This is a genomic window from Legionella sp. 27cVA30 (assembly GCF_024160945.1).
Classification (GTDB): Bacteria; Pseudomonadota; Gammaproteobacteria; order Legionellales; family Legionellaceae; genus Legionella_A; species Legionella_A septentrionalis.
This window is the reverse complement of the sequence record NZ_JAMYXK010000002.1, coordinates 884,487-904,331: the sequence shown is the minus strand read 5'-3', so window position 1 is coordinate 904,331 and position 19,845 is coordinate 884,487. Positions and strand designations below refer to the sequence as shown.

Below are 19,845 nucleotides of genomic sequence, written 5' to 3'. Positions count from 1 at the left end.
AATTTACTCTTAAGAGCGTTATTTTCTTACTATATTATACCCATTTATAAATCCGCAATGACTCCGCACTTTTGTAAAAACGGTAAAAAAAGAGTAAAAAAATTAAAAGAAGCAGTTTTTTTATGCGCTTTTTGCGAAATTTTAACTTTTTCTGCGTAGACTTTTCTTTTTCACCTTTTATATTATATAAATACTATATGTTTGAATTGTTTATCCCGCAAGAGAAACGATGCCTGATTTAAGTCATAAAGCTTCCGCCCAATATTGGCACGAATACGTTGATCCCATGATTTATCGCGTTGTAACTTTTATGGAAAGCGTTGAAGATTGGACTTTGGATGGCGACCCTAAGCTTGAAGAAGCACTCACACAACTTGGAAAAGAACTGGATGATATAGAAGCTGTGGACATGAACATGCTTGGCCATGAGAACAAATTCATCCGGCTGGTTGGCAATATTAAATCCGGACGTGGTCTTAGGCTACTGCAGGCTATTGATACCGTTCACCCGGGGAGTGCTTCCAAAATCCTTATCTACGCAGAAGAACACAGCTTGTCAAGTACAGATCCCGCCGGCTTTTTTCTTAAAAGAAATATCATTTTTGAACGATTACGTTTACTGTCCCGGGTATTTTCTGAATATCGACTTAAACTCGTAGCGCGTGCTTTTGAAGGGGAAGAATAATGAACGCTATTTCGCGTCTAGCTGTATCTGGTTTACTGTTCGCAGCAATTTTGCCGGCAACTGCACAAAATTATGACTCCTATTATGGGGAAGAAAGCAGTCGTAATCTAAAAGAACTTATAAAAATGTTCGAAACACTGGGTAAATACTTAGGCTTTGACTTAAAGCAGGAAGCGCCCTCTAGCATTGAAACGGCAAAAGAAGCGCTTGCGAAAACCCGCTCCAGAACAGATAATGCTTTTGCAGTAAGTTTCATGGTGGGTGCCATCCCTGTCAATGCATTCAGCAGTGCCTTGGCTTTTTTTGTACCCAATAACTCAGCGCTGCAAGCTTTTAACCGGCTCGCGAATCAAACGTTTAACTCACAAAATTATCAAAGCGAAAGCGGACGGAAGGATGGCAAGGTATCTGTCAGTCCCCTTATCGACCAAAAAATCTACCAGACAGACCCAGTAAGTCAAAGCCTCCTCAATATTGTCGGCACCCCCAGTTATACTTATTGCATGGATGAGACTGAAACAGCAATATCCCCTGATTGTCAACTGCTTAGTGAATCGCAAGTATTAAGTAATGTAGTTGGAAGCCTGCCCAAGCCAAGAGACTTTTTTTCTTATGATTACAACCAGCGGTTTCTGGCGCAGTTAAACAGCAATTCTTTAATAGCACCTTTCCGCTATTCTGACGAAACCGCACCACCTTCTGGCAGCTCTGGAGGCGATAGCGGGCAAAGTCAAGGGCTGGAAGCCCAAACGCAAGCCCAGGTAGCCCAAAATTTTATTCGTTATGCCACGGGCTCGGTAAGCCCTATTCCCTTGCCGAAGCTTAGGGATTATACGGCTTTGTACAATCAAGCCGTAAAATTAGACCCAACTACCACAGAGGCAGCACAAAAACAGGCGCAAAGGATACTTACCACTTATCTAACGGACTTACGCGTTTATGCCGCGCAAACTTCCGTGGCATATGGAAATTTATATTCCATTTTGTCTAAAAGATTAACGCAAGACATGGGAGATAGAAATAACGCCACCAGCCAAGCACAAAGCGAATTTGAAATGGCCACCTGGCGGTTGTTCAAACCTGGCCAAGACGAAAATGAAGATTGGATTTATCAAATCAATAATGCACCTGATTCTGCCGTACAACGCCAAATAGCCATACTGCTAGCAGAAATTAATTATCAATTATATTTAAGCAGGCAACAGCAAGAGCGGTTATTGTTAACGAACAGCATCCTGTTACTGCAAAATGCACGGCAATTGCAACCAAGTTTAATCACTAACCCAAGCGTGCAGCAATAACCTCCATTGCCGGGGATAAACCATAGCCTTGTCTTTCGGCAAAGCTGCGGTACACAAGCGTATTTGCATACACTATCTACTCCGGTGCGTTACAAGCGAGAAGTCAAACGCTGCGGCGGCTATATCCCAACTGCGACAATACTTCATCTATTTTTTGAATCACTGCTTCTACCGGAATCAACTTCATGGTCTCATCACCGTGGACATGGGTTCCCCAAACGTTATCTTGTGGCGAAATTTTTAAAATTTTCTCCACCGCTTCGGTGTAAAAATCAACGGCAAGATTACGGTAAACATAAGGACCCGAGACATCCGCACTAGTCACTGCATGTAATGCGATCACCGGAGTGGATACGGCAGCAGCCATATGAGAGGGGCCTGTATCTGGACATAAAACCAAATCACACTGCTGGATAACGGCCAATAGCTGCTTGGGCTTGGTCTTACCAACCAGATCCGTGGCCTCGACTGCCTGCATGATAACATCGGCAATGGCACGGTCTTCTGCACCTGGGCCACCAGTCAATACAACCTGCGCTCTCCAGGAGGTTTGCACGTATCTAATCACTTCAATATAGCGTTCGAGCGGCCAATTACGCTCCTGCTTACTGGCTGCCGGATTAAGCAATAAAATCGGGCCATTTTTTTGCGGAAGATGTGCTTGCGCCCATTGCCGGTGTTCCAGGGCAATCGGTAAATTCCATTGAATGACCTTTTGCTCAATCCCTAAAGTACTTGCAAATTTTAAAAATCCATCCAAGGTGTGATCATTTCCCGGGGTTATGGCTTCATGAATAAACCATCCATGCCCATCTTTGGCGCGCAGGCTATCATAACCTATTTTGCGTTTGGCTCGCACGAAAGGATATAGCAAGTTGGCACGAAAGCTGGCTTGTGCCGCCAGCAATACATCAAAATGCCTGCCACGCATTTTCTGTCTAAATTGCCAGTAATCGGCAAGCGTGTTGGGTTTATCGATGACAATAAATTCAACACCATCCATCCCCGCCACCAAGTCATACGCTGGACGCGAAATGATCCAGGTGAGTGCTGCATTGGGAAGACGGGCTTGTAAGGTGCGCACCAAGGGTACCAGCATTAATACATCCCCCAATGCGGAAAGACGCACGATGCAAATCGAATCAATCATGGGTAATTCGCTGAAAATCAATTAAAAAAAGCTAAGCTTATTCTTTATGTAGAACAAAACGCGCCCCGCAATAAGGGCAAACCTCAACACCCGTTCGTTCAATAGGTAAATAAACTTTAGGGTGGGCATTCCATAATTCCATTTTATCCGTAGGACAACTTAGCGGCAGTTCATGTGGATAAACAACATAGTTTTTTTCTGTACATGCTGGCTCTTTTTTTACTGGTTCAGACATTCATTTCTCCTAGATAAATTCAACATGCCATGCTAGTTGCCGGGCTATGAAATTTTGCGCTTATTATCCAGTATTTTCTTAATAATGACTATGATTTCGCCGAAAACGCCGGGATTTTCCGCAACACAGGTGAAACCCTCTGGCCAATGCCGCAACCAAGTCAATTGTCTTTTTGCCAGTTGCCGGGTAGCGGCAATCCCTTTCGCGCAAAAAGTGGGATAATCATATTCCCCTCTAAGATATAAAAATGCCTGGCGATAGCCCACGCTGCGTAAAGCGGGACAATCCAGAGTCAAGCTCCATTTGTCCAGTAATTGCCGCACTTCATCAAGAAAACCTGCATCTAACATATGGGTAAAACGCGTGGCAATGCGTTCATGTAGCCATTGCCTATTTTCAGGCATTAACATGAGATTGATAAATTGATAATCCGAGGCATGCATTTCTGCCTTTAAACATTCTGAAAGGGGCTTTGTCGTTATTGCATACACTTCCAAAGCCCGCTGTATACGCTGCGTATCATGTGCGTGAATCCTTTGTGCGGAGACTGGGTCTACCTTCTTAAGTAATTCATGCATATACGCCCAGCCGTGCTCCTGAGCTTGTGCTGAAAGTGTTTTCCGAATCGCATCATCCGCTTGTGGTAAAGCAGACAATCCTTGCTGCAAGGCACGGAAATACATCATGGTCCCCCCTACCAATAACGGGATGTTGCCTCTATCATAAATTTCGCTGCAGAGTTTCTCAACGTCATCGCAAAAATTCGCTGCTGAATAATGGTCAGGAGGATTAAGAATATCCAGCAAGTGATGGGGGGCTTTCGCTAAAATCTGAGCGTCGGGCTTGGCTGTGCCAATATCCATCTCACGATAGATTAAAGCGGAATCCACGCTAATGATTTCAAATGGAAATTGCTGTAACAACTTACATGCAATATCGGTTTTTCCAGAAGCAGTAGGCCCCATTAAACAAAAAACAAGTTTTGCCATTATTTACAAATTCAACAATTATTTGCCAATTATAGCTTTAGAGAGCAGAAGCCGACAATTTTCTCGGGTTAATTGCAGATAAAATGAAGTATTCTTTTCAGGAAAGGATGCCAGATGAGCATATAACTCATCCTTTTCATCCAAGCTTAATTGCTCGGCATGGAATGCCTGACATTGGACCAGAAATTTTAACCAATCGTCGCGAGCATCAAGACGTTGTTCGCTTAAATTTAGAAAAACCTGCTTTATATCAAGATGCGGCAAACATTTTGGAATGCTGCGTATTGCAATTTGCACATCGCTGACAAAATCAAATTGTATACCTACTTTCAGTAATGCCTGTTGCTGTATTGCCACTGCCTTCACCTGGGCAGGCTGCAACGCAATGATAATCGGTACAAGCAATGGCCTATGCGGCAAAGGAAACCCTGCCTCCATTAAAAAAGCCAATTTTTGTTGGTATTGCAATTGTTTAATGTCCACAAGAAATGGCACATCTTTTATAAATATTAAGGTAAATTCATCATTTAAGGGCAGCCATGCGCTGGTGTTGTCTTTGCCTATAGGGGAGATGGAAAAATCTGCATGAGGCTCACGCAATTCTGTAAATTTGTTAGCAACAGGCGGTTTAATAAAATGATTTACAGCAATTTTTTCTTCCGGGATTAAAACTCGTTTGAGTTCAGTAGTAATGAAATCATGCACAGCTCTTGGCTGCTGAAAGCGCACTTCATGCTTGGTCGGATGCACATTGACATCAACTTGCTCGGCCGGCAATGCTAAATATAATACGCAAACAGGAAAGCGACCTGGATGTAATATCTCCTCATAGGCTTGCCTGATTGCATGCTGTACCAATTTATCTCTTACCATACGCTGGTTAATATAAAACCATTGCTTATCATTTTGGCTGCGCTGCAGATTCGGATTGCTAACCCAACCTTCAAGTGAAAATTGCCCCTGTTTCACATTGATGTAAATTGCATTTTCAAGAAATCCTTTGCCCAGCAATTTTTTTATGCGTAACAATTTTGTATTTTCACAAGCCGCTGCAGCGAGTGCAAATATTTGTTTGTCGTTGTGTTTTAATGTCAAGGCGATATGCGGATTCCCCAAGGCAAACCGCTTGGCTACTTGTTCAATTGCCAGGAACTCATGACGTTCAGTTTTGAGGAATTTTTTGCGCACGGGCGCGTTAAAAAAAAGGTCCAACACTTCAACGGTCGTGCCGGGAGCACGCGCACAAGGCATTATATTTATAATAGAATTTTCAACTTGCAAATGCATGGCATGCGGTTGCAAAGCAGGTCGTGAATAAAGGTCTAACCGGGATACGGAGGCAATACTTGCCAAGGCTTCTCCGCGAAATCCCATGCTGGTTATGGCGTATAAATCTTCCAGTTTTGTAATTTTACTGGTTGCATGCGCCATAACAGCCAACGGTAAATCTTCAGCAAGGATTCCACAGCCATTATCACTGACTTTAATGCGGTTTAAACCACCGAAATCCACTTCAATGTGGATTGCATCAGCACCGGCATCCGTCGAGTTTTCCAATAATTCTTTTACTACAGATGCCGGGCGCTCCACCACTTCACCGGCAGCAATTTGATTGGCGATTTCAGGAGGAAGTTGATGGATACGGTAGCTCATCTTGCCGACACAATGAGTTTTTGTCCAACGCGGATGCTTTCACTGTTTAAGTGATTTAAAGCTTGCAAGCGGGCAGTGCTTAAATGATAGCGTGCGGCTATTTTAGATAATGATTCTCCACGCTGCACAATATGCCGCGTGGGAGCTGGGGCGCTCGCTCTGAAAGCAGCAACATTTGTTCTTTTCTGTGGAGGATGTTGCATGAAATATTGCTTAATGCCGCGAAAGATAGCTTGTGTCATCCGCGCCTGATAACGACTATTGGTCAAATTGCTCTCTTCACGGGGGTTGGAAATAAAACCTGTCTCGATCAAAATCGATGGGATGTCCGGGGATTTTAAAACCACAAAACGGGCTTGCTCGACTGCATTGTGATGTAAATTTGTAATATTGTCCAAGCTCCTTAGCACGCTAGCCCCCATCTGCAAACTTGCGGTAATCGTAGCAGTCTGCGAAAGATCGATTAAAACCGTTCTAACCAAGCCATTTTGATCATCCAAGCCGGATAAATTGACTCCTCCCAATTCTGAGTAGTTTTCTTTTTCAGCAAGCCACCGGGCAGCTTCACTCGTTGCTCCAGTTTGTGAAAGCGCAAACACCGAGGCGCCACTGGAATGTTGATTAATGAATGCATCTGCATGGATGGATATAAAAATATCAGCATTGTATTTGCGCGCAATGTTCAAACGCTCGCGTAATCCTACATAATAATCACCATCACGCGTAAGCACCGCTTTCATGCCTGGCTCGCGATCGATAATTTGTTTTAGCTTCTGGGCAATAGCCAGTACAACGTGTTTTTCAGCATGGCGATTTGGCCCGACAGCTCCGGGATCTTTACCACCATGACCAGGATCTAAAACCACCACAATGTCGCGAGATGATGCGCGCAGATTTTGCGTTACGCGCAAGGGAGGCGGTTTCTTGCCTGCAGGCATTGCCTTGCTGATATCCATTTTCAGTGGCGATGGTCTAACTAAAGTTCTTGGCGCGGCTTGTTTTTCGAGTTCTAAACGTAATTCACGTGCTGCCGGCAGTGAGCGCAAGCGAATAGGATTGCTGAGATCAAACACAATGCGAAGATTTTTTCTATCATCATAGCCGCTGCGTACCCGCGTTATTAACGGGTGTCCATGGATTAAATTTTGCAAATCTAGCGCATTGGCGGATTTACCTAAATCCACCACCAGACGTTCTGGGTTGGGCAAAATAAACACATGATGAATGTACGGATGATTAAATTTAAAATGGATTGCCGTAACATTTTTTTGTTCGCTAACTGCAAATGACTTCAATTCGGTCACCATGCCTGCCGGCCTTGAGTTTGCCTGGGCTGCCCATGAGAAACTAAACAAGGCGAGAAGCAAAAAGACAAACTCGAAATATGCAAAAGCGCGTTCAACAGTGCTCGGTATGTCTCTTGCGATTGACATTTGTATGGGAGCTGGTTGCATGCTCATGATTCACCTGCAAGGCAAGTCAAAATTTCAATACCCGCAGGACTAAAAGCATGAGCATGCATTTCTCGTCCTACGCCTTTCATCATTAAAGTAAAGCCAATATCTGCAAAATCAAGACAATGAACACGCTCTGGCCACTCGATACAACAAATTACATTATCTGCAAAATAATCGCGAAAACCAATGTATTCAAGTTCTGATTCATCGTGAATTCGATATAAATCAAAATGATGAATATGCATGTTAGGGAGTTGATAGCTTTCTACCAAAGAAAACGTCGGGCTTTTTATCGCTGCTTTTATGCCCAAACTTTGCAGCAGGGCGCGGATGAACGTGGTTTTCCCGGCACCGATTTCGCCACTGAATGTAAGAGTCAACGGTGCGTACAAGCACGCAGCCAAGCGCTGGGCTGTGTATTTACTCGCGTCTTCATTTGCTAAATTAATTATTAAGTTCATCGAGAATTGATTAATTGACGTAAATAAGGCATCAAGTCACTTGCCAATAAACCACGCTCACCTTTTTCGTGAACGGCTCTATCGGCTGCATAAGCATGCAGCCATACCCCAAGCTTTGCCGCATCCTGCAGCGTCAACCCCTGGGCAATTAAACCACCAAGCACACCGCTTAACACATCGCCCATGCCAGCACTTGCCATGCCAGGGTTTCCGGCAGTACACAAATAAACTTTATCTGCACTGGTGCACACCACCGTACCCGCGCCCTTCAAAACGATTTGGCCGCCATATTGTTGCTGGATGTGTTCTGCTGCCTTTAAACGATTATTTTGAATCTCCGTGGCTGTACATGCTAATAAGGCAGCCGCTTCGCCAGGATGCGGCGTTAATATCCAATTATCATCGTACTGGGGATTTTGTGCGAGCATATGCAAAGCTGAAGCATCAATCACCAAAGGTAATTGGGCGGCTATAACCGTCGCAAACAAAGCTTTTGCCCAGGCATTATCTCCAAGGCCGGGTCCCACTATACAAATCGAAGCACGCGCCAGCAGAGGCATTAAGTCATTAGCATCTGCGACCCCGTAAATCATCGCTTCAGGTAAAAGCGGTAAAACCTTACCGGCATGCTCTGGCCATGTGGCCACCGTTACCATCCCTGCCCCAATTTTTAACGCAGCCAGGGCAGCCAAATACACGGCTCCCGGCATGCCTGGTCCGCCGCCAATTACAAGAACATGGCCAAACATACCTTTGTGTGAATTCCTTGGACGCGCAACGATACCGGTTAATAATTGTTTATCCAAGGCACAAATAGCGGGGATTTTCGCTAAACAAGGCTCTAATTTCAAGCTGTCGCAAATAATTTTTCCACAAAAATCAGGACCATTTAAAGTATAAAGACCAAATTTACGGGCAATAAACGTGACGGTGACTGTAGCCCGAACACAAGTTCCAAATATCCGTCCCGTATCGGCATCTAATCCTGATGGAACATCAATAGCTAAAACCGGCAAACCGCTGTCATTAATATGGTTTATGGCTTGTGCAATAGGCCCTTTTACCTCGCCTTGAACGCCTATACCCAATAACCCATCAACAATCAGTTCAATGTTATCCTCGATGGGATCTTCAATATATTGGCAAGGAATGCCAGCAGCAATTGCGGTCACAGCGGCATGCCGTGCGGCAGGTGGCAAATTTTCGATGGACTTATATTGATAAATAGTAACCGCTAATCCATGTTGACGGGCAAGATATGCTAAAACGTAAGCATCCCCGGCATTATTTCCTCCACCGCAAAATACAGCAATGGAGTGAACTTCACGGTAGAAGGTTTGCAATGCAGCAAATGCCGCTTGGCCGGCACGAGCCATCAACTCATCCTCAGTCAATCCCAGCTCATCAACGGCATTGCGTTCGCAAATACGAATATCCTTGATTAAATAAAATCCAGTTGCAGCCATGTGATTATGCTCCTGCCCAGAGGATTGCAGCAGTCGGTAAAAACAACTGCTGTAACATGCAGAATTATTTAACCAATTTTAACTTAGGTTTCCCAGTTCCCTTCTCGGAGTTGCTCGCAGGTGGAGGAGTTGTACCGCCTTCATCGTCTTCTGCAAACTCCATCCCCCTGCCATTTTCTTTTGCATAAATTGCCAGAACAGCGCTTGGTGGCAAACAAATTTGCGTAGCTATTCCAGAAAACCGGGCAGTAAATAAAATTTTATCGTTTTCCAGATGCAAACCACGACATGCTTTTGGAGATATGTTCAGCACAATACGGCCACCGTCTACATATTCCTGGGGCACTTGCACAGAAGCCGCATCCGCATTGACCAAAAGATATGGCGTCAAGTCATGATCGATAATCCAATCATAAATTGCCCGAATGAGGTAGGGTTTGTTGGAAGTCATTGTCGTCATTATGCTGCCCTTAGTTGCCTCTCTGCATCGGTAAGGCTGGTTTGAAACGAATCCTTCTTAAACAAGCGTTGCATGTAAGCATGCAAACCTTTGGCTTCAGCAGGAATATTTATACCCAATTGCGGCAAACGCCAAAGCAGCGGTGCCAAAGTGCAATCAAGCAAGGAAAATTCTTCACTGATGAAATAAGGTTTGTCTGCAAACACTGGTTCAAGATTTAATAAACTTTCAAGCAATAATCCACGAGCACCGTCTGCATCTTCATTCTTGTAGATGCGATGCAACAATGAATACCAATCTTGCTCGATGCGGTGCATCATTTTACGCGTTTCTGCACGCGCTACCGGATAAACTGGTAGTAACGGCGGGTGCGGGAAGCGCTCGTCCAGATATTCCATAATAATCCGCGCTTCATACAATACTAATTCACGGTCGATTAAAGTAGGTACGGTACCGTAGGGATTTACTGCCAACAAATCGCCAGGCACCTCCCCTTGTTTGGCCGGCATGATTTCAACATTCACACCTTTTTCGGCAAGTACAATTCTGACTTGATGACTGTAAACATCATCACTGTCAGAATACAAAGACATAATAGTACGCTTTGCAACAATAGCCATTCAAAACTCCTCATTATTCATTAGCACGGGCAGCAGCATTGGATCCTGAAATAATTAACCAGAATATTCATAACACGCGCCATTACTTATAATTCATTACCGAGATGAAACGGCCTGGGAATAAAGATAGACCGTTGTATTTCAGCTACAGATTCATCATCTGCCAGCAAAACTTAATTAAAATATTTAAACCAAAGGTCACTATTTTAGCATATTTTCATCATTCGTGCTGACTTTAGACATAATTAAGATAAATTAATGTATTTTACGCCAATATATTCTTTTTAACAGATAAGCTAAAACCGCAAGCATGCTTAAGAAAATAATTACAATAACTCCCAGTTGATAACGGATCAATTTGACCGGTTCACCGACATACACCAGAAAAGTAATCAAATCCTCCAGCGCACTGTCGAATTGTTGCTGTGTCATTTCTCCACTTTCCAACAATATCAAATTAAAGTTGTCAGGTTCTTGCGAAGCACCATGACGCCTCACTGCAATTACCTCGCCCTGCAATGGAGCCAAAACATTGGGCATTGCCACATCCTGAATGAGTAAGTTATTGGCGCCGAAAGGTCTTTTTTTGTCAATGTAAAAACTTTTCAAGTACGTATATAACCAGTTTGGCCCGCGTTCGCGAGCCGATAAAGACAGGTCAGGTGGCAATCTGCCAAACCACTGTCTGGCATCTTCTTCAGGCATGCTGATTTGAATCGGGTCGTATACGGTTGCTGCAGTAAAAATGAGATTGTTTTTTAATAAATCGCTGTCGATTTGACCATCAAATGTAGTCAAGCCCAAATCTTTTGCCATATGGTTATAACGCATGTGCCGCAATGCATGGCAGCCGGAACAATAATTCATAAACATTTTGGCTCCACGCTGCAATTTGGTTTTATCCCGCAAATCAATTTTTATGGATTTTAACTCCACTTCCGCCGCCGCTTGCACCGAGCTTGCCAGCACCAATGCCAGAAAATAAAAAATAGTTTTCCTCATATGCTTATCCTTTCTGGTAAGGGTTTGCAATTTTCACGGCGTGTATAAAAGGGCATCAGTAAAAAATATGCAAAATAAATAACCGTGCAAATCCGTGTCAACCATTGTTTTGCAGGCGTGATGTTCACTGTGCCCATATAGCCTAAAATAAAAAAGCTCATGACAAATAGGGCTAAAGCAACTTTTGAATAAATCCCCTTGTAGCGGATTGAGCGAACAGGACTGCGATCAAGCCAGGGGACAAAAAATAAAATGACTATACTGGCTAGCATCACAATAACACCGAATAATTTATCCGGAATGCCTCGTAACATGGCATAAAAAGGTGTCATATACCAAACAGGGGCAATGTGCTCAGGGGTAGTTAATGGATTGGCAGGGGCAAAGTTTGCATGTTCCAGGAAGTAACCTCCCATTTCGGGTGAGAAAAAAACAATAGCAAAAAAAAGAATGAAAAAAACCACAATGCCAAAAAAATCCTTTACCGTATAGTAAGGATGAAATGGGATGCCATCAAGCGGTCGTCCTTGCCCATCATGAAATTTCTTAATATCCACACCTAACGGGTTATTTGAACCCACTTTATGCAGCGCAACCAAATGTAAAAATACGAGCAAAAGCAACATGAGCGGAACACCAATCACATGCAAGGCAAAAAATCGTTGTAGCGTGGCATTAGCCACATTGTAATCCCCACGCAGCCACGTCATCACACTTTCACCGACAAAAGGTATGGCCCCGAAGAGAGAGGTGATAACTTGCGCCCCCCAATAAGACATTTGCCCCCACGGCAGCAAATATCCGAAAAAAGCCTCAGCCAAGAGTAAAACAAACAAAAAAACCCCTAAAATCCATACCAATTCACGGGGTTTTTGATGCGATCCGTACAGCAGACTGCGAAACATGTGCAAATAAACTACAATGAAAAAAGCGGATGCTCCCGTTGAATGCATGTAACGCAGTAACCACCCGTAATTTACATCGCGCATGATGTATTCGACCGAATTAAACGCATCAGCAGCCGTGGGTGTGTAAAACATCGTCAACCATAATCCGGTAATGAGCTGGTTGGCCAATACGACTATGGCTAATGAACCGAAAAAATAATAAAAATTAAAATTTTTTGGCGCATAATACTCACTCGCATGCTGCTTCCAAGTAGTCAGCAATGGAAAGCGATCGTCAAGCCACTTCAACAATCCGTTCATTGTTAATAATCCTATTTTTCGTCTTCGCCGATTATAATGGTATGGTCGTTGATAAAACGATAAGGAGGAACAGCCAAATTGATTGGCGCCGGCACACTCTTAAAGACCCGCCCCGCCAGATCAAAGCTGGAACCATGGCATGGGCAAAAAAAACCACCTGGCCAGTCGGGGCCTAATTCTTTTTCGTACGGCTTATATTTGGGAGAACAGCCAAGATGAGTGCATATGCCGATTAGCACCAAATATTCAGGCTTAATGGAACGATATTGATTGCGTGCATACTCAGGTTGCTGCTCAACTAAGGATTCTGGATCGCGCAAACGGGATTCGATATCGTTTAAATGCTTCAGCATTTCTTGGGTGCGACGGATAATCCAGACGGGCTTGCCCCGCCACTCGACAGTTGCTTGCTGTCCCGGTTCGAGTTTAGATAAATCGACTTCAACAGGGGCGCCCGCCGCTTGTGCTTTCGCACTTGGCATCCATGATGAAATAAATGGAGTAAGCGCGCAAACAGCTCCAACTCCCCCCAACACGCCGGTTGCTGTTAGCAAAAAACGCCTTCGTTGTTCATCGACAAGATCATCGTGGACTTCGGAATTTGAGCCGGGTTCAATTTCATGATTCACGCCACATCATCCTGATATGCAAAGATTAGTATTTTATATCAAAGAATTGCATGTTTGGAAACGACATAAATAAAAAACCCCGCATGATGCGGGGTTTTTTGCATAATTTTGCCTTAACGCTTGGAGTATTGGGTTGCACGTCTTGCTTTGTGTAAACCCACTTTTTTTCTTTCTACGCGACGAGGATCACGTGTGAGCAAACCACGAGCGCGGAGTTTTCTTCTAAATGAATCTGGATTTGGTTCAGAAGCTTCAGGCAGATCCTGCTCGTCATACTCGACCAGGGCTCGAGCAATACCTAAACGAATTGCACCAGCTTGACCAGAAATTCCGCCGCCGACAACGGTTGCATAAATGTCAAACTTATTTAGAACATCAACTGTTTCTAATGGTTGTCTTATAATCATGCACGCGGTTTCACGACCAAAATATTCTTCCAAAGCACGGTTATTGACTTTTATTTGACCTTTACCAGGGCGTAAAAAAACCCTTGCTACCGAGCTCTTTCTACGACCAGTGCCATAGTATTGCTGCATTTCAGCCATAATACTTATTCCTCAATCTCAAGTTTTTTAGGTTGCTGTGCAGCATGCGGATGCTCAGCACCTACGTAAATTTTTAACTTACGATACATTTCTCGGCCCAGTGGGTTTTTCGGAAGCATGCCTTTCACTGCGCGCTCAATGATTCGCTCAGGATTTGTTTCCTGTAATTTATCAAAAGAAACAGATTTTATACCACCAGGAAAACCAGAATGGTGATAATACATTTTTTCTTTAAACTTACGGCCTGTTACCATCACTTTTTCTGCATTGGTAACAATGATGTAATCGCCGGTATCCACGTGAGGGGTATATTCGGCCTTATGTTTGCCACGTAAACGTCGTGCGATTTCAGTGGCAAGACGCCCCAACACTTGTTCGCTGGCATCGACCACATACCAATCACGCTTTACTTCATGTGGCTTGGCGCTAAATGTTTTCATTAACTAACTCCGTACCGCCTTAAAATAGTAATCTTCAATCTTGGACGGGCGATTTTAACCAAAACTGGATGAACCTACAAGTAGGAAAACAAAATTTATGACATAGTATTTTATTGAGATCGGATTTTTAACCTTGAGCCGGGAAATCTGAATCGATTAATAACCGCTGTACGACTTCTCCATTAATCAACTGACTGCTGATGATCTCATCTATGTCATCGGAAGAAGCGTAAGTATACCATACTCCTTCCGGATAAATCACTATGCAAGGCCCTAAACTGCAACGTCCCAAACATCCTGATTGGCTCACTCGTACCTTTCCCGGACCAAACAAGTTCAGGTCTTTTAATTTATCTTTTAAATAATCAAAATAATGCTCAGCGCCTGCATTTGCACAGCATTTTTTGCCGGGGGCTTTCTGATTAGTGCATATAAAAATATGTTTTGCATAAAAAGACAAAATCAAATCCTCGTGAAAATTAGGAAAGTTGGCGGCTTAGAATTTGGACAAGATAAATCTACTCAGCGTTCAGTTATTGCCGTGTTTCTATTTTGGTTTTTAATTTAAGCCCCGGCTTAAACGTAACGACCCGGCGTGCTTCAACCGGGATTTCTTGCCCAGTTTTTGGATTTCTGCCCGGCCGCTGGGGTTTGTCGCGTAAGGTAAAATTACCAAACCCGGACAATTTTACATGCTGGCCATTTTCCAAGGCATAGCGGAGCTCTTCAAAAAATTGCTCAACAATTTCCTTGGCATCCGGTTTGGCCAGTCCGATTTCACTACATAAGGCATCAGCAATAATGGCTTTACTCAAGGCATTCACGATTAGTCCCTCAATGTAATGGCAAACTTTTGATCCAGTGTTGTAATTATAGCATCGATTGCCGCATTGATCTCTGCATCGACCAGAGTGCGATTATCATCTTGCAAAATCAATGTGATAGCCAGGCTTTTTTTATCTGCAGGTATAGAACCGCCTTTATAAACGTCAAACACATCAAATGCCTTCAACCAACCTGGCTGCACCGTTTCCCGCACAATTTCTTCGATTTGTTGTGCCGTGATTTCCTCACTTACCAACAAAGACAGATCGCGTTTAATTTGTGGGTATTTGGAAATGGGCTTGTAGCGCCTATCTGTTTTTTCTAAAAAGGGAACAGCTGAGAGTTCAAATGCAAATACTTCACTGCTTAAATCCAAAGCATCCAACAATCGGGGGTGTAAGGCACCTAGCCAACCTGCTTTCTTGCCATTAAGAATAATCTGCGCAGATTGCCCTGGATGTAGGGCCGGATGTACAGCAGGTACAAATCGCACGTCTTGGATATGAAACGCTGCAAACAGCGCTTGTAAATCGCCTTTTACATCATAAAAATCGAATTTTCTGGACATTTCACTCCAGTTTTGTGTGCCATGCTCTCCTGCGGCTAATCCTGCCAAGCATAATTCTTCCTGTAAGTTTTCTTCATCCACTTTAAAAACCACGCCTGCTTCAAAAAGCCGAATGCTGGTTTGCTGGCGATGCGCATTATAAATCATCGACGCAAGCAACCCTGGCCACATTCCCGCACGCATTTGCGACAGCTCCTGCGAAATAGGATTTAACAATTGCATGGCGTGGGCCTGCGGGTAAATTGCTTCTTGCAGTTCCGGATCAACGAAACTGTAACTAATTGTTTCAAAATAGCCGCGGGATTTAAAAAAAACAGATGCCTGTGTTATAAATTGCTCTTCAGGATTTATTTCTCCTGCCGTAACGGTGCTTATCATCGGGTCTGCAATAATATTTTCATAACCGTGCAAACGAATAATTTCCTCAACCAAATCAACTTCATGCCGAATATCGAAGCGATGCGCAGGCACTTGTATCTCCCAGTTGGCTTCACTGCACATCACATTCATGCCCAGGTTTTGTAAAATCGTCTCCATTTCAGCCTGCGACACGTGCACACCACTCAAACGTTCGACTTTTTCCGGGTTAAACTGGATGACTACCGCTTGTGGGAGGAATTCCGTTTTATTGCAAACAGAAATCGGGCCTGCCTCACCGCCTGCAATTGCTTGCAATAATTCCGTAGCGCGTTCCAGTGCCAAGGTCTGGATGCTCGGATCCACACCCCGTTCAAAGCGCTGTGAAGAATCCGTACATAAGCCATAACGTCTGGCAACACCTGCAATAGTGGTCGGATTGAAAAAAGCGCTTTCCAAGAAAATATGAGTTGTTTCTGCTTGTACTGAACTGGCTTCGCCGCCCATTATCCCAGCAATTGCTAATGGTTTTTCTTGATCAGCAATGACCAAAACATCTTTCCCCAGGCGTACAGCTTGTCCATTTAGCAATTCCAACTCTTCGTTTTCCTCGCTGAAACGGACTTGAATATTTCCTGCAAGCGTTTGCAAATCAAATGCGTGCATGGGCTGCCCTAATTCCAGCATTACAAAATTGGTCACATCAACCACCGGATGCAATGGACGAATACCGCTGCGCCGTAAGCGCTCTTTCATCCACACAGGCGTAACCGCATGTGCACTAATCCCTGTAATCACCCGGCCGCAATATTGTGGGCACGCGTGTTCTGCTATTAAGTCTATTTTTACCATTGCATCGGTTTGCGGTTGTACTGATTTAACCGATACGGGTTTTAAGGTAAGCTTGGTTAACGCAGCCACTTCTCGCGCGATCCCTATTACGCTAAAACAATCGGCACGATTGGGAGTTAAATCAATGTCCAAGACATGATCGTGCAACGATAAATATTCGCGCACATCGATGCCTGGCGGTGCATCTTCTGGTAATTCCAAAATGCCATTTGAGCTTTCTTCCAATTTAAGCTCCGCTGCCGAACACAGCATTCCTTGAGAAATTTCACCGCGCAACTTCGTTTCTTTTATATGAAGACCCCCAGGCAAATGAGCTCCTGGTAGAGCCAATGCAACTTTAAGATTTGCTCGCACATTTGCAGCGCCGCACACCACTTTAAGCATGCCGCTTCCTGTGTTCACTTCGCACAGGGTTAATTTATCGGCTTGCGGGTGCGGTTTGGTTTCTACCACTTCCGCAACAATGACGTGGTCAAATTCGCCAGCCACAGGATTGCGTGCATCAACCTCCAATCCAGCCATGGTCAACTGAGCAGCCAACTGCTCCCCCGTCAAAGCGGGATTAACCCATTCACGCAACCACAATTCACTTACTTTCATGAAAATTCCTCAGATTCTGGCTAGATTAGAATTGCTTTAAGAAAGCCATGTCATTCTCAAACATCATGCGCAAGTCATCGATGCCGAAATACAGCATGGCCAAGCGATCCATGCCCATCCCGAAAGCCCATCCTTGATATTCATCAGGTGATATTTGCACCGCTTTAAGGACGTTGGGATGCACCATTCCGCAACCAAGGACTTCAAGCCAACCGGTATATTTACAGGAGCGGCATCCTTCTCCTGAACACTGTGTGCATTCAATATCAACTTCCGCAGAAGGCTCTGTAAATGGAAAATAAGAAGCTCGGAAACGTACCGCTAATTTACGCCCGAAAAAATGGGTAAAAAAATCTTGCAACAATCCTTTTAACCCAGCCAACGTGGCTTGTTTGTCAATAAGCAACCCTTCCACTTGATGGAACATGGGAGTATGGGTCATGTCCGAATCGCAACGGTATACACGACCTGGAGCAATTAAGCGAAACGGTGGCTTGCGATTTTCCATCACATGGATTTGTACCGGGGAAGTATGGGTTCGCAGCAGGCGGCCATCACCAAAATAAAACGTATCGTGCATTGCACGCGCCGGATGATGTTCCGGAATATTTAATGCTTCAAAATTATAAAATTCGGTTTCAATTTCAGGGCCTGAGACAATATCAAAACCTAAGCGACTAAAGTAGTCATTAATGAGTTGTTTGACTTGGGTGACTGGGTGCAGCGATCCGGATTGTTTTAAACGTCCCGGTAAAGTGACGTCTATTTTTTCTGCAGATAATTTTTGTTGCAGCAGTTCTTCTTTAAGTTGCAGCAATTTATGTTCTATGCGTGCGCTGATTTCACGCTTTGCTTCGTTAACCAATTGGCCTGCTTTAGGCTTTTCTGCGGCAGGCAATTGTGCCAATCCTTTTAACAGATCGGTTAATTTGCCTTTTTTACCTAGATAATCGACGCGAATAGTTTCCAGGTTGCTTATATCAGCAGCATTGTCGATGGCTGCAAACGCTTCTTGTTGTAACCTCGTGATGTCTTGCATAGTGAGCCTACAAGAAAAAGGAGGCCAAAGCCTCCTAGTTAGAATTTATGGTACATTAGGATGCAAGTGCTGCTTTGGCAAGCTCTGCAATGGCTGCGAAAGTTGTTTTATCGTGAACGGCCATATCTGCCAGTACCTTACGATCCAATTCGATTTCGGCTTTCTTCAAACCATCGATCAAACGGCTGTAGGATAAACCGCACTCTCTAGCTTGTGCATTAATACGGGTAATCCATAACGCACGAAACTGTCTTTTTCTTTGGCGGCGGTCACGATAAGCATATTGACCTGCCTTAATAACGGCTTGCTTGGCAACTCGATAAACCCGGCTGCGGGCACCGTAATAACCTTTGGCTTGGCTTAAAACTTTTTTATGACGAGCTTTTGCTGTCACTCCGCGTTTAACTCTTGGCATAATTCATTCTCCCCCTTAACTACCATGCAACATGCGCTCAGCAAGACGAGCATCACATGATTTTAAAGTGCCTGAAGCAACACGCAGATGACGTTTTTGCTTGGTTGATTTCTTAGTGAGGATATGGTTGCGGTACGCACCACGACGCTTCACTGCCCCACTTGCTGTTTTTCGGAAGCGTTTATGCGCTCCACGATGTGATTTTAATTTCGGCATAACAAATACTCCGCATTAATGATTTGTCTGAAGGCGGACACATTCGGCTATAAACTGCAGAATGTGAATTTCAGTCATGCTTGGTGAAGTGAATCATTCAGATTAACAGAAAGCACCCAGACAAATTTACAATTGCTACTTCGTTTTCTTTGGGGACAACACCATCATCAACTGGCGACCTTCGCGTTTGGCTTGCTGCTCAACTACTGCGAACTCAGCCGTATCCTGCTGCAAACGCTCGATAATTTTCATGCCAATATCTTGGTGCGCTACTTCACGTCCACGAAAACGCAGCGTGATTTTGACTTTATCCCCGTGATTAAGGAAACGTATCAGGTTGCGTAGCTTGACCTGATAATCCCCTTCTTCCGTCGTGGGACGGAATTTCAGCTCTTTGACTTGAATTTGCTTTTGCTTTTTTCGAGCTTCTGCTTGCTTCTTGCTTATTTCAAAGAGAAATTTACCATAATCCATAATCCGGCATACAGGTGGCTTGGCCGTTGGTGAAATTTCTACCAAATCCAAACCACTTTCCTCTGCAGCACGCAAAGCTTCCCGTGTTGATACTATCCCCGCCTGGTTGCCATCTACATCAATTAAGCGTACTTCAGGTACATTGATCTGTTCATTAATTCGCGCGCGATCGCCGTCACGCTTAGTTGATGCACTAAT

23 protein-coding genes are annotated in these 19,845 nt (G+C 44.1%); 2 read left to right on the top strand and 21 right to left on the bottom strand.

Annotated elements, in window-relative coordinates; genetic code table 11:
- Positions 1-229: 229 nt before the first annotated feature.
- Positions 230-685 carry a type IVB secretion system protein IcmW gene (icmW, locus tag NKV53_RS09550; RefSeq protein ID WP_126953347.1) on the top strand — a complete coding sequence of 152 codons (456 nt, stop codon included), beginning with the start codon at positions 230-232 and terminating at the stop codon, positions 683-685.
- Positions 685-1,986 (top strand): type IVB secretion system protein IcmX, encoded by a 1,302-nt coding sequence (gene icmX, locus NKV53_RS09545; protein ID WP_127057423.1) that lies wholly within the window; start codon positions 685-687, stop codon positions 1,984-1,986. The genes icmW and icmX overlap by 1 nt, the downstream gene beginning before the upstream one ends.
- Before the next feature lie 103 nt (positions 1,987-2,089).
- Here the strand turns inward: icmX and NKV53_RS09540 are convergent, their stop codons facing one another.
- From NKV53_RS09540 to infC, 21 genes are all read right to left on the bottom strand, one after another.
- Positions 2,090-3,136 (bottom strand): glycosyltransferase family 9 protein, encoded by a 1,047-nt coding sequence (locus NKV53_RS09540; protein WP_253351032.1) that lies wholly within the window; start codon positions 3,134-3,136, stop codon positions 2,090-2,092.
- Positions 3,137-3,173: 37 nt separating this feature from the next.
- Positions 3,174-3,371 (bottom strand): zinc-finger domain-containing protein, encoded by a 198-nt coding sequence (locus NKV53_RS09535; RefSeq protein ID WP_126953350.1) that lies wholly within the window; start codon positions 3,369-3,371, stop codon positions 3,174-3,176.
- 44 nt (positions 3,372-3,415) lie between these two features.
- The gene (gene miaA, locus NKV53_RS09530; RefSeq protein ID WP_127111092.1) at positions 3,416-4,360 is read right to left on the bottom strand and encodes a tRNA (adenosine(37)-N6)-dimethylallyltransferase MiaA; all 945 of its coding nucleotides are present in this window, start codon (positions 4,358-4,360) and stop codon (positions 3,416-3,418) included.
- Between the two features lie 18 nt (positions 4,361-4,378).
- Entirely contained in the window at positions 4,379-6,013 is a 1,635-nt protein-coding gene (gene mutL / locus NKV53_RS09525; RefSeq protein WP_253351029.1) for a DNA mismatch repair endonuclease MutL, read from the bottom strand.
- Positions 6,010-7,380, bottom strand: coding sequence for an N-acetylmuramoyl-L-alanine amidase (locus NKV53_RS09520; RefSeq protein WP_371923211.1), 1,371 nt, complete (start codon positions 7,378-7,380; stop codon positions 6,010-6,012). The genes mutL and NKV53_RS09520 overlap by 4 nt, the downstream gene beginning before the upstream one ends.
- A gap of 89 nt (positions 7,381-7,469) precedes the next feature.
- On the bottom strand, positions 7,470-7,931 hold the full coding sequence (tsaE, locus tag NKV53_RS09515) for a tRNA (adenosine(37)-N6)-threonylcarbamoyltransferase complex ATPase subunit type 1 TsaE (RefSeq protein WP_127033262.1): 462 nt from the start codon (positions 7,929-7,931) through the stop codon (positions 7,470-7,472).
- The gene (locus NKV53_RS09510; RefSeq protein WP_127033260.1) at positions 7,928-9,397 is read right to left on the bottom strand and encodes an NAD(P)H-hydrate dehydratase; all 1,470 of its coding nucleotides are present in this window, start codon (positions 9,395-9,397) and stop codon (positions 7,928-7,930) included. Before NKV53_RS09510 ends, tsaE begins: the two co-directional genes overlap by 4 nt.
- Positions 9,398-9,461: 64 nt before the next feature.
- Positions 9,462-9,848, bottom strand: coding sequence for a ClpXP protease specificity-enhancing factor (locus tag NKV53_RS09505; RefSeq protein ID WP_126953455.1), 387 nt, complete (start codon positions 9,846-9,848; stop codon positions 9,462-9,464).
- Positions 9,849-9,856: 8 nt separating this feature from the next.
- A complete protein-coding gene (sspA, locus tag NKV53_RS09500; RefSeq protein WP_127057426.1) occupies positions 9,857-10,477 on the bottom strand; it encodes a stringent starvation protein SspA in 621 nt (206 codons plus the stop codon).
- A gap of 255 nt (positions 10,478-10,732) precedes the next feature.
- Positions 10,733-11,479, bottom strand: a complete 747-nt coding sequence (locus tag NKV53_RS09495; protein WP_126953356.1) for a cytochrome c1 — start codon at positions 11,477-11,479, stop codon at positions 10,733-10,735.
- Positions 11,476-12,687, bottom strand: a complete 1,212-nt coding sequence (locus NKV53_RS09490) for a cytochrome bc complex cytochrome b subunit (RefSeq protein ID WP_126953357.1) — start codon at positions 12,685-12,687, stop codon at positions 11,476-11,478. Before NKV53_RS09490 ends, NKV53_RS09495 begins: the two co-directional genes overlap by 4 nt.
- Positions 12,688-12,698: 11 nt before the next feature.
- On the bottom strand, positions 12,699-13,316 hold the full coding sequence (gene petA / locus NKV53_RS09485) for a ubiquinol-cytochrome c reductase iron-sulfur subunit (RefSeq protein ID WP_233579791.1): 618 nt from the start codon (positions 13,314-13,316) through the stop codon (positions 12,699-12,701).
- A gap of 113 nt (positions 13,317-13,429) precedes the next feature.
- Positions 13,430-13,861 (bottom strand): 30S ribosomal protein S9, encoded by a 432-nt coding sequence (gene rpsI / locus NKV53_RS09480; RefSeq protein ID WP_126953358.1) that lies wholly within the window; start codon positions 13,859-13,861, stop codon positions 13,430-13,432.
- Between the two features lie 5 nt (positions 13,862-13,866).
- Entirely contained in the window at positions 13,867-14,301 is a 435-nt protein-coding gene (rplM, locus tag NKV53_RS09475) for a 50S ribosomal protein L13 (RefSeq protein WP_126953359.1), read from the bottom strand.
- 127 nt (positions 14,302-14,428) lie between these two features.
- On the bottom strand, positions 14,429-14,764 hold the full coding sequence (locus NKV53_RS09470) for an NAD(P)H-dependent oxidoreductase subunit E (protein WP_253351214.1): 336 nt from the start codon (positions 14,762-14,764) through the stop codon (positions 14,429-14,431).
- Between the two features lie 70 nt (positions 14,765-14,834).
- Positions 14,835-15,125 carry an integration host factor subunit alpha gene (locus tag NKV53_RS09465; protein WP_126953361.1) on the bottom strand — a complete coding sequence of 97 codons (291 nt, stop codon included), beginning with the start codon at positions 15,123-15,125 and terminating at the stop codon, positions 14,835-14,837.
- A 2-nt stretch (positions 15,126-15,127) separates the two neighbouring features.
- Positions 15,128-17,503, bottom strand: a complete 2,376-nt coding sequence (gene pheT / locus NKV53_RS09460) for a phenylalanine--tRNA ligase subunit beta (RefSeq protein WP_253351027.1) — start codon at positions 17,501-17,503, stop codon at positions 15,128-15,130.
- Positions 17,504-17,528: 25 nt separating this feature from the next.
- Positions 17,529-18,542 (bottom strand): phenylalanine--tRNA ligase subunit alpha, encoded by a 1,014-nt coding sequence (pheS, locus tag NKV53_RS09455; protein ID WP_253351025.1) that lies wholly within the window; start codon positions 18,540-18,542, stop codon positions 17,529-17,531.
- A 55-nt stretch (positions 18,543-18,597) separates the two neighbouring features.
- A complete protein-coding gene (gene rplT, locus NKV53_RS09450) occupies positions 18,598-18,957 on the bottom strand; it encodes a 50S ribosomal protein L20 (RefSeq protein WP_253351023.1) in 360 nt (119 codons plus the stop codon).
- Positions 18,958-18,972: 15 nt separating this feature from the next.
- A complete protein-coding gene (gene rpmI, locus NKV53_RS09445; RefSeq protein WP_126953365.1) occupies positions 18,973-19,173 on the bottom strand; it encodes a 50S ribosomal protein L35 in 201 nt (66 codons plus the stop codon).
- A 135-nt stretch (positions 19,174-19,308) separates the two neighbouring features.
- Complete coding sequence (gene infC / locus NKV53_RS09440) at positions 19,309-19,845, bottom strand: translation initiation factor IF-3 (RefSeq protein ID WP_126953457.1); 537 nt, start codon at positions 19,843-19,845, stop codon at positions 19,309-19,311.

Excerpts from the sequence above, each read along its gene's own strand:
- icmW (WP_126953347.1), top strand. The coding sequence starts at position 230 with ATGCCTGATTTAAGTCATAAAGCTTCCGCCCAATATTGGCACGAATAC.
- icmX (WP_127057423.1), top strand. The coding sequence starts at position 685 with ATGAACGCTATTTCGCGTCTAGCTGTATCTGGTTTACTGTTCGCAGCA.
- NKV53_RS09540 (WP_253351032.1), bottom strand. The coding sequence starts at position 3,136 with ATGATTGATTCGATTTGCATCGTGCGTCTTTCCGCATTGGGGGATGTA.
- NKV53_RS09535 (WP_126953350.1), bottom strand. The coding sequence starts at position 3,371 with ATGTCTGAACCAGTAAAAAAAGAGCCAGCATGTACAGAAAAAAACTAT.
- miaA (WP_127111092.1), bottom strand. The coding sequence starts at position 4,360 with ATGGCAAAACTTGTTTTTTGTTTAATGGGGCCTACTGCTTCTGGAAAA.
- mutL (WP_253351029.1), bottom strand. The coding sequence starts at position 6,013 with ATGAGCTACCGTATCCATCAACTTCCTCCTGAAATCGCCAATCAAATT.
- tsaE (WP_127033262.1), bottom strand. The coding sequence starts at position 7,931 with ATGAACTTAATAATTAATTTAGCAAATGAAGACGCGAGTAAATACACA.
- NKV53_RS09510 (WP_127033260.1), bottom strand. The coding sequence starts at position 9,397 with ATGGCTGCAACTGGATTTTATTTAATCAAGGATATTCGTATTTGCGAA.
- NKV53_RS09505 (WP_126953455.1), bottom strand. The coding sequence starts at position 9,848 with ATGACTTCCAACAAACCCTACCTCATTCGGGCAATTTATGATTGGATT.
- sspA (WP_127057426.1), bottom strand. The coding sequence starts at position 10,477 with ATGGCTATTGTTGCAAAGCGTACTATTATGTCTTTGTATTCTGACAGT.
- NKV53_RS09495 (WP_126953356.1), bottom strand. The coding sequence starts at position 11,479 with ATGAGGAAAACTATTTTTTATTTTCTGGCATTGGTGCTGGCAAGCTCG.
- NKV53_RS09490 (WP_126953357.1), bottom strand. The coding sequence starts at position 12,687 with ATGAACGGATTGTTGAAGTGGCTTGACGATCGCTTTCCATTGCTGACT.
- rpsI (WP_126953358.1), bottom strand. The coding sequence starts at position 13,861 with ATGGCTGAAATGCAGCAATACTATGGCACTGGTCGTAGAAAGAGCTCG.
- rplM (WP_126953359.1), bottom strand. The coding sequence starts at position 14,301 with ATGAAAACATTTAGCGCCAAGCCACATGAAGTAAAGCGTGATTGGTAT.
- pheT (WP_253351027.1), bottom strand. The coding sequence starts at position 17,503 with ATGAAAGTAAGTGAATTGTGGTTGCGTGAATGGGTTAATCCCGCTTTG.
- pheS (WP_253351025.1), bottom strand. The coding sequence starts at position 18,542 with ATGCAAGACATCACGAGGTTACAACAAGAAGCGTTTGCAGCCATCGAC.
- rplT (WP_253351023.1), bottom strand. The coding sequence starts at position 18,957 with ATGCCAAGAGTTAAACGCGGAGTGACAGCAAAAGCTCGTCATAAAAAA.
- rpmI (WP_126953365.1), bottom strand. The coding sequence starts at position 19,173 with ATGCCGAAATTAAAATCACATCGTGGAGCGCATAAACGCTTCCGAAAA.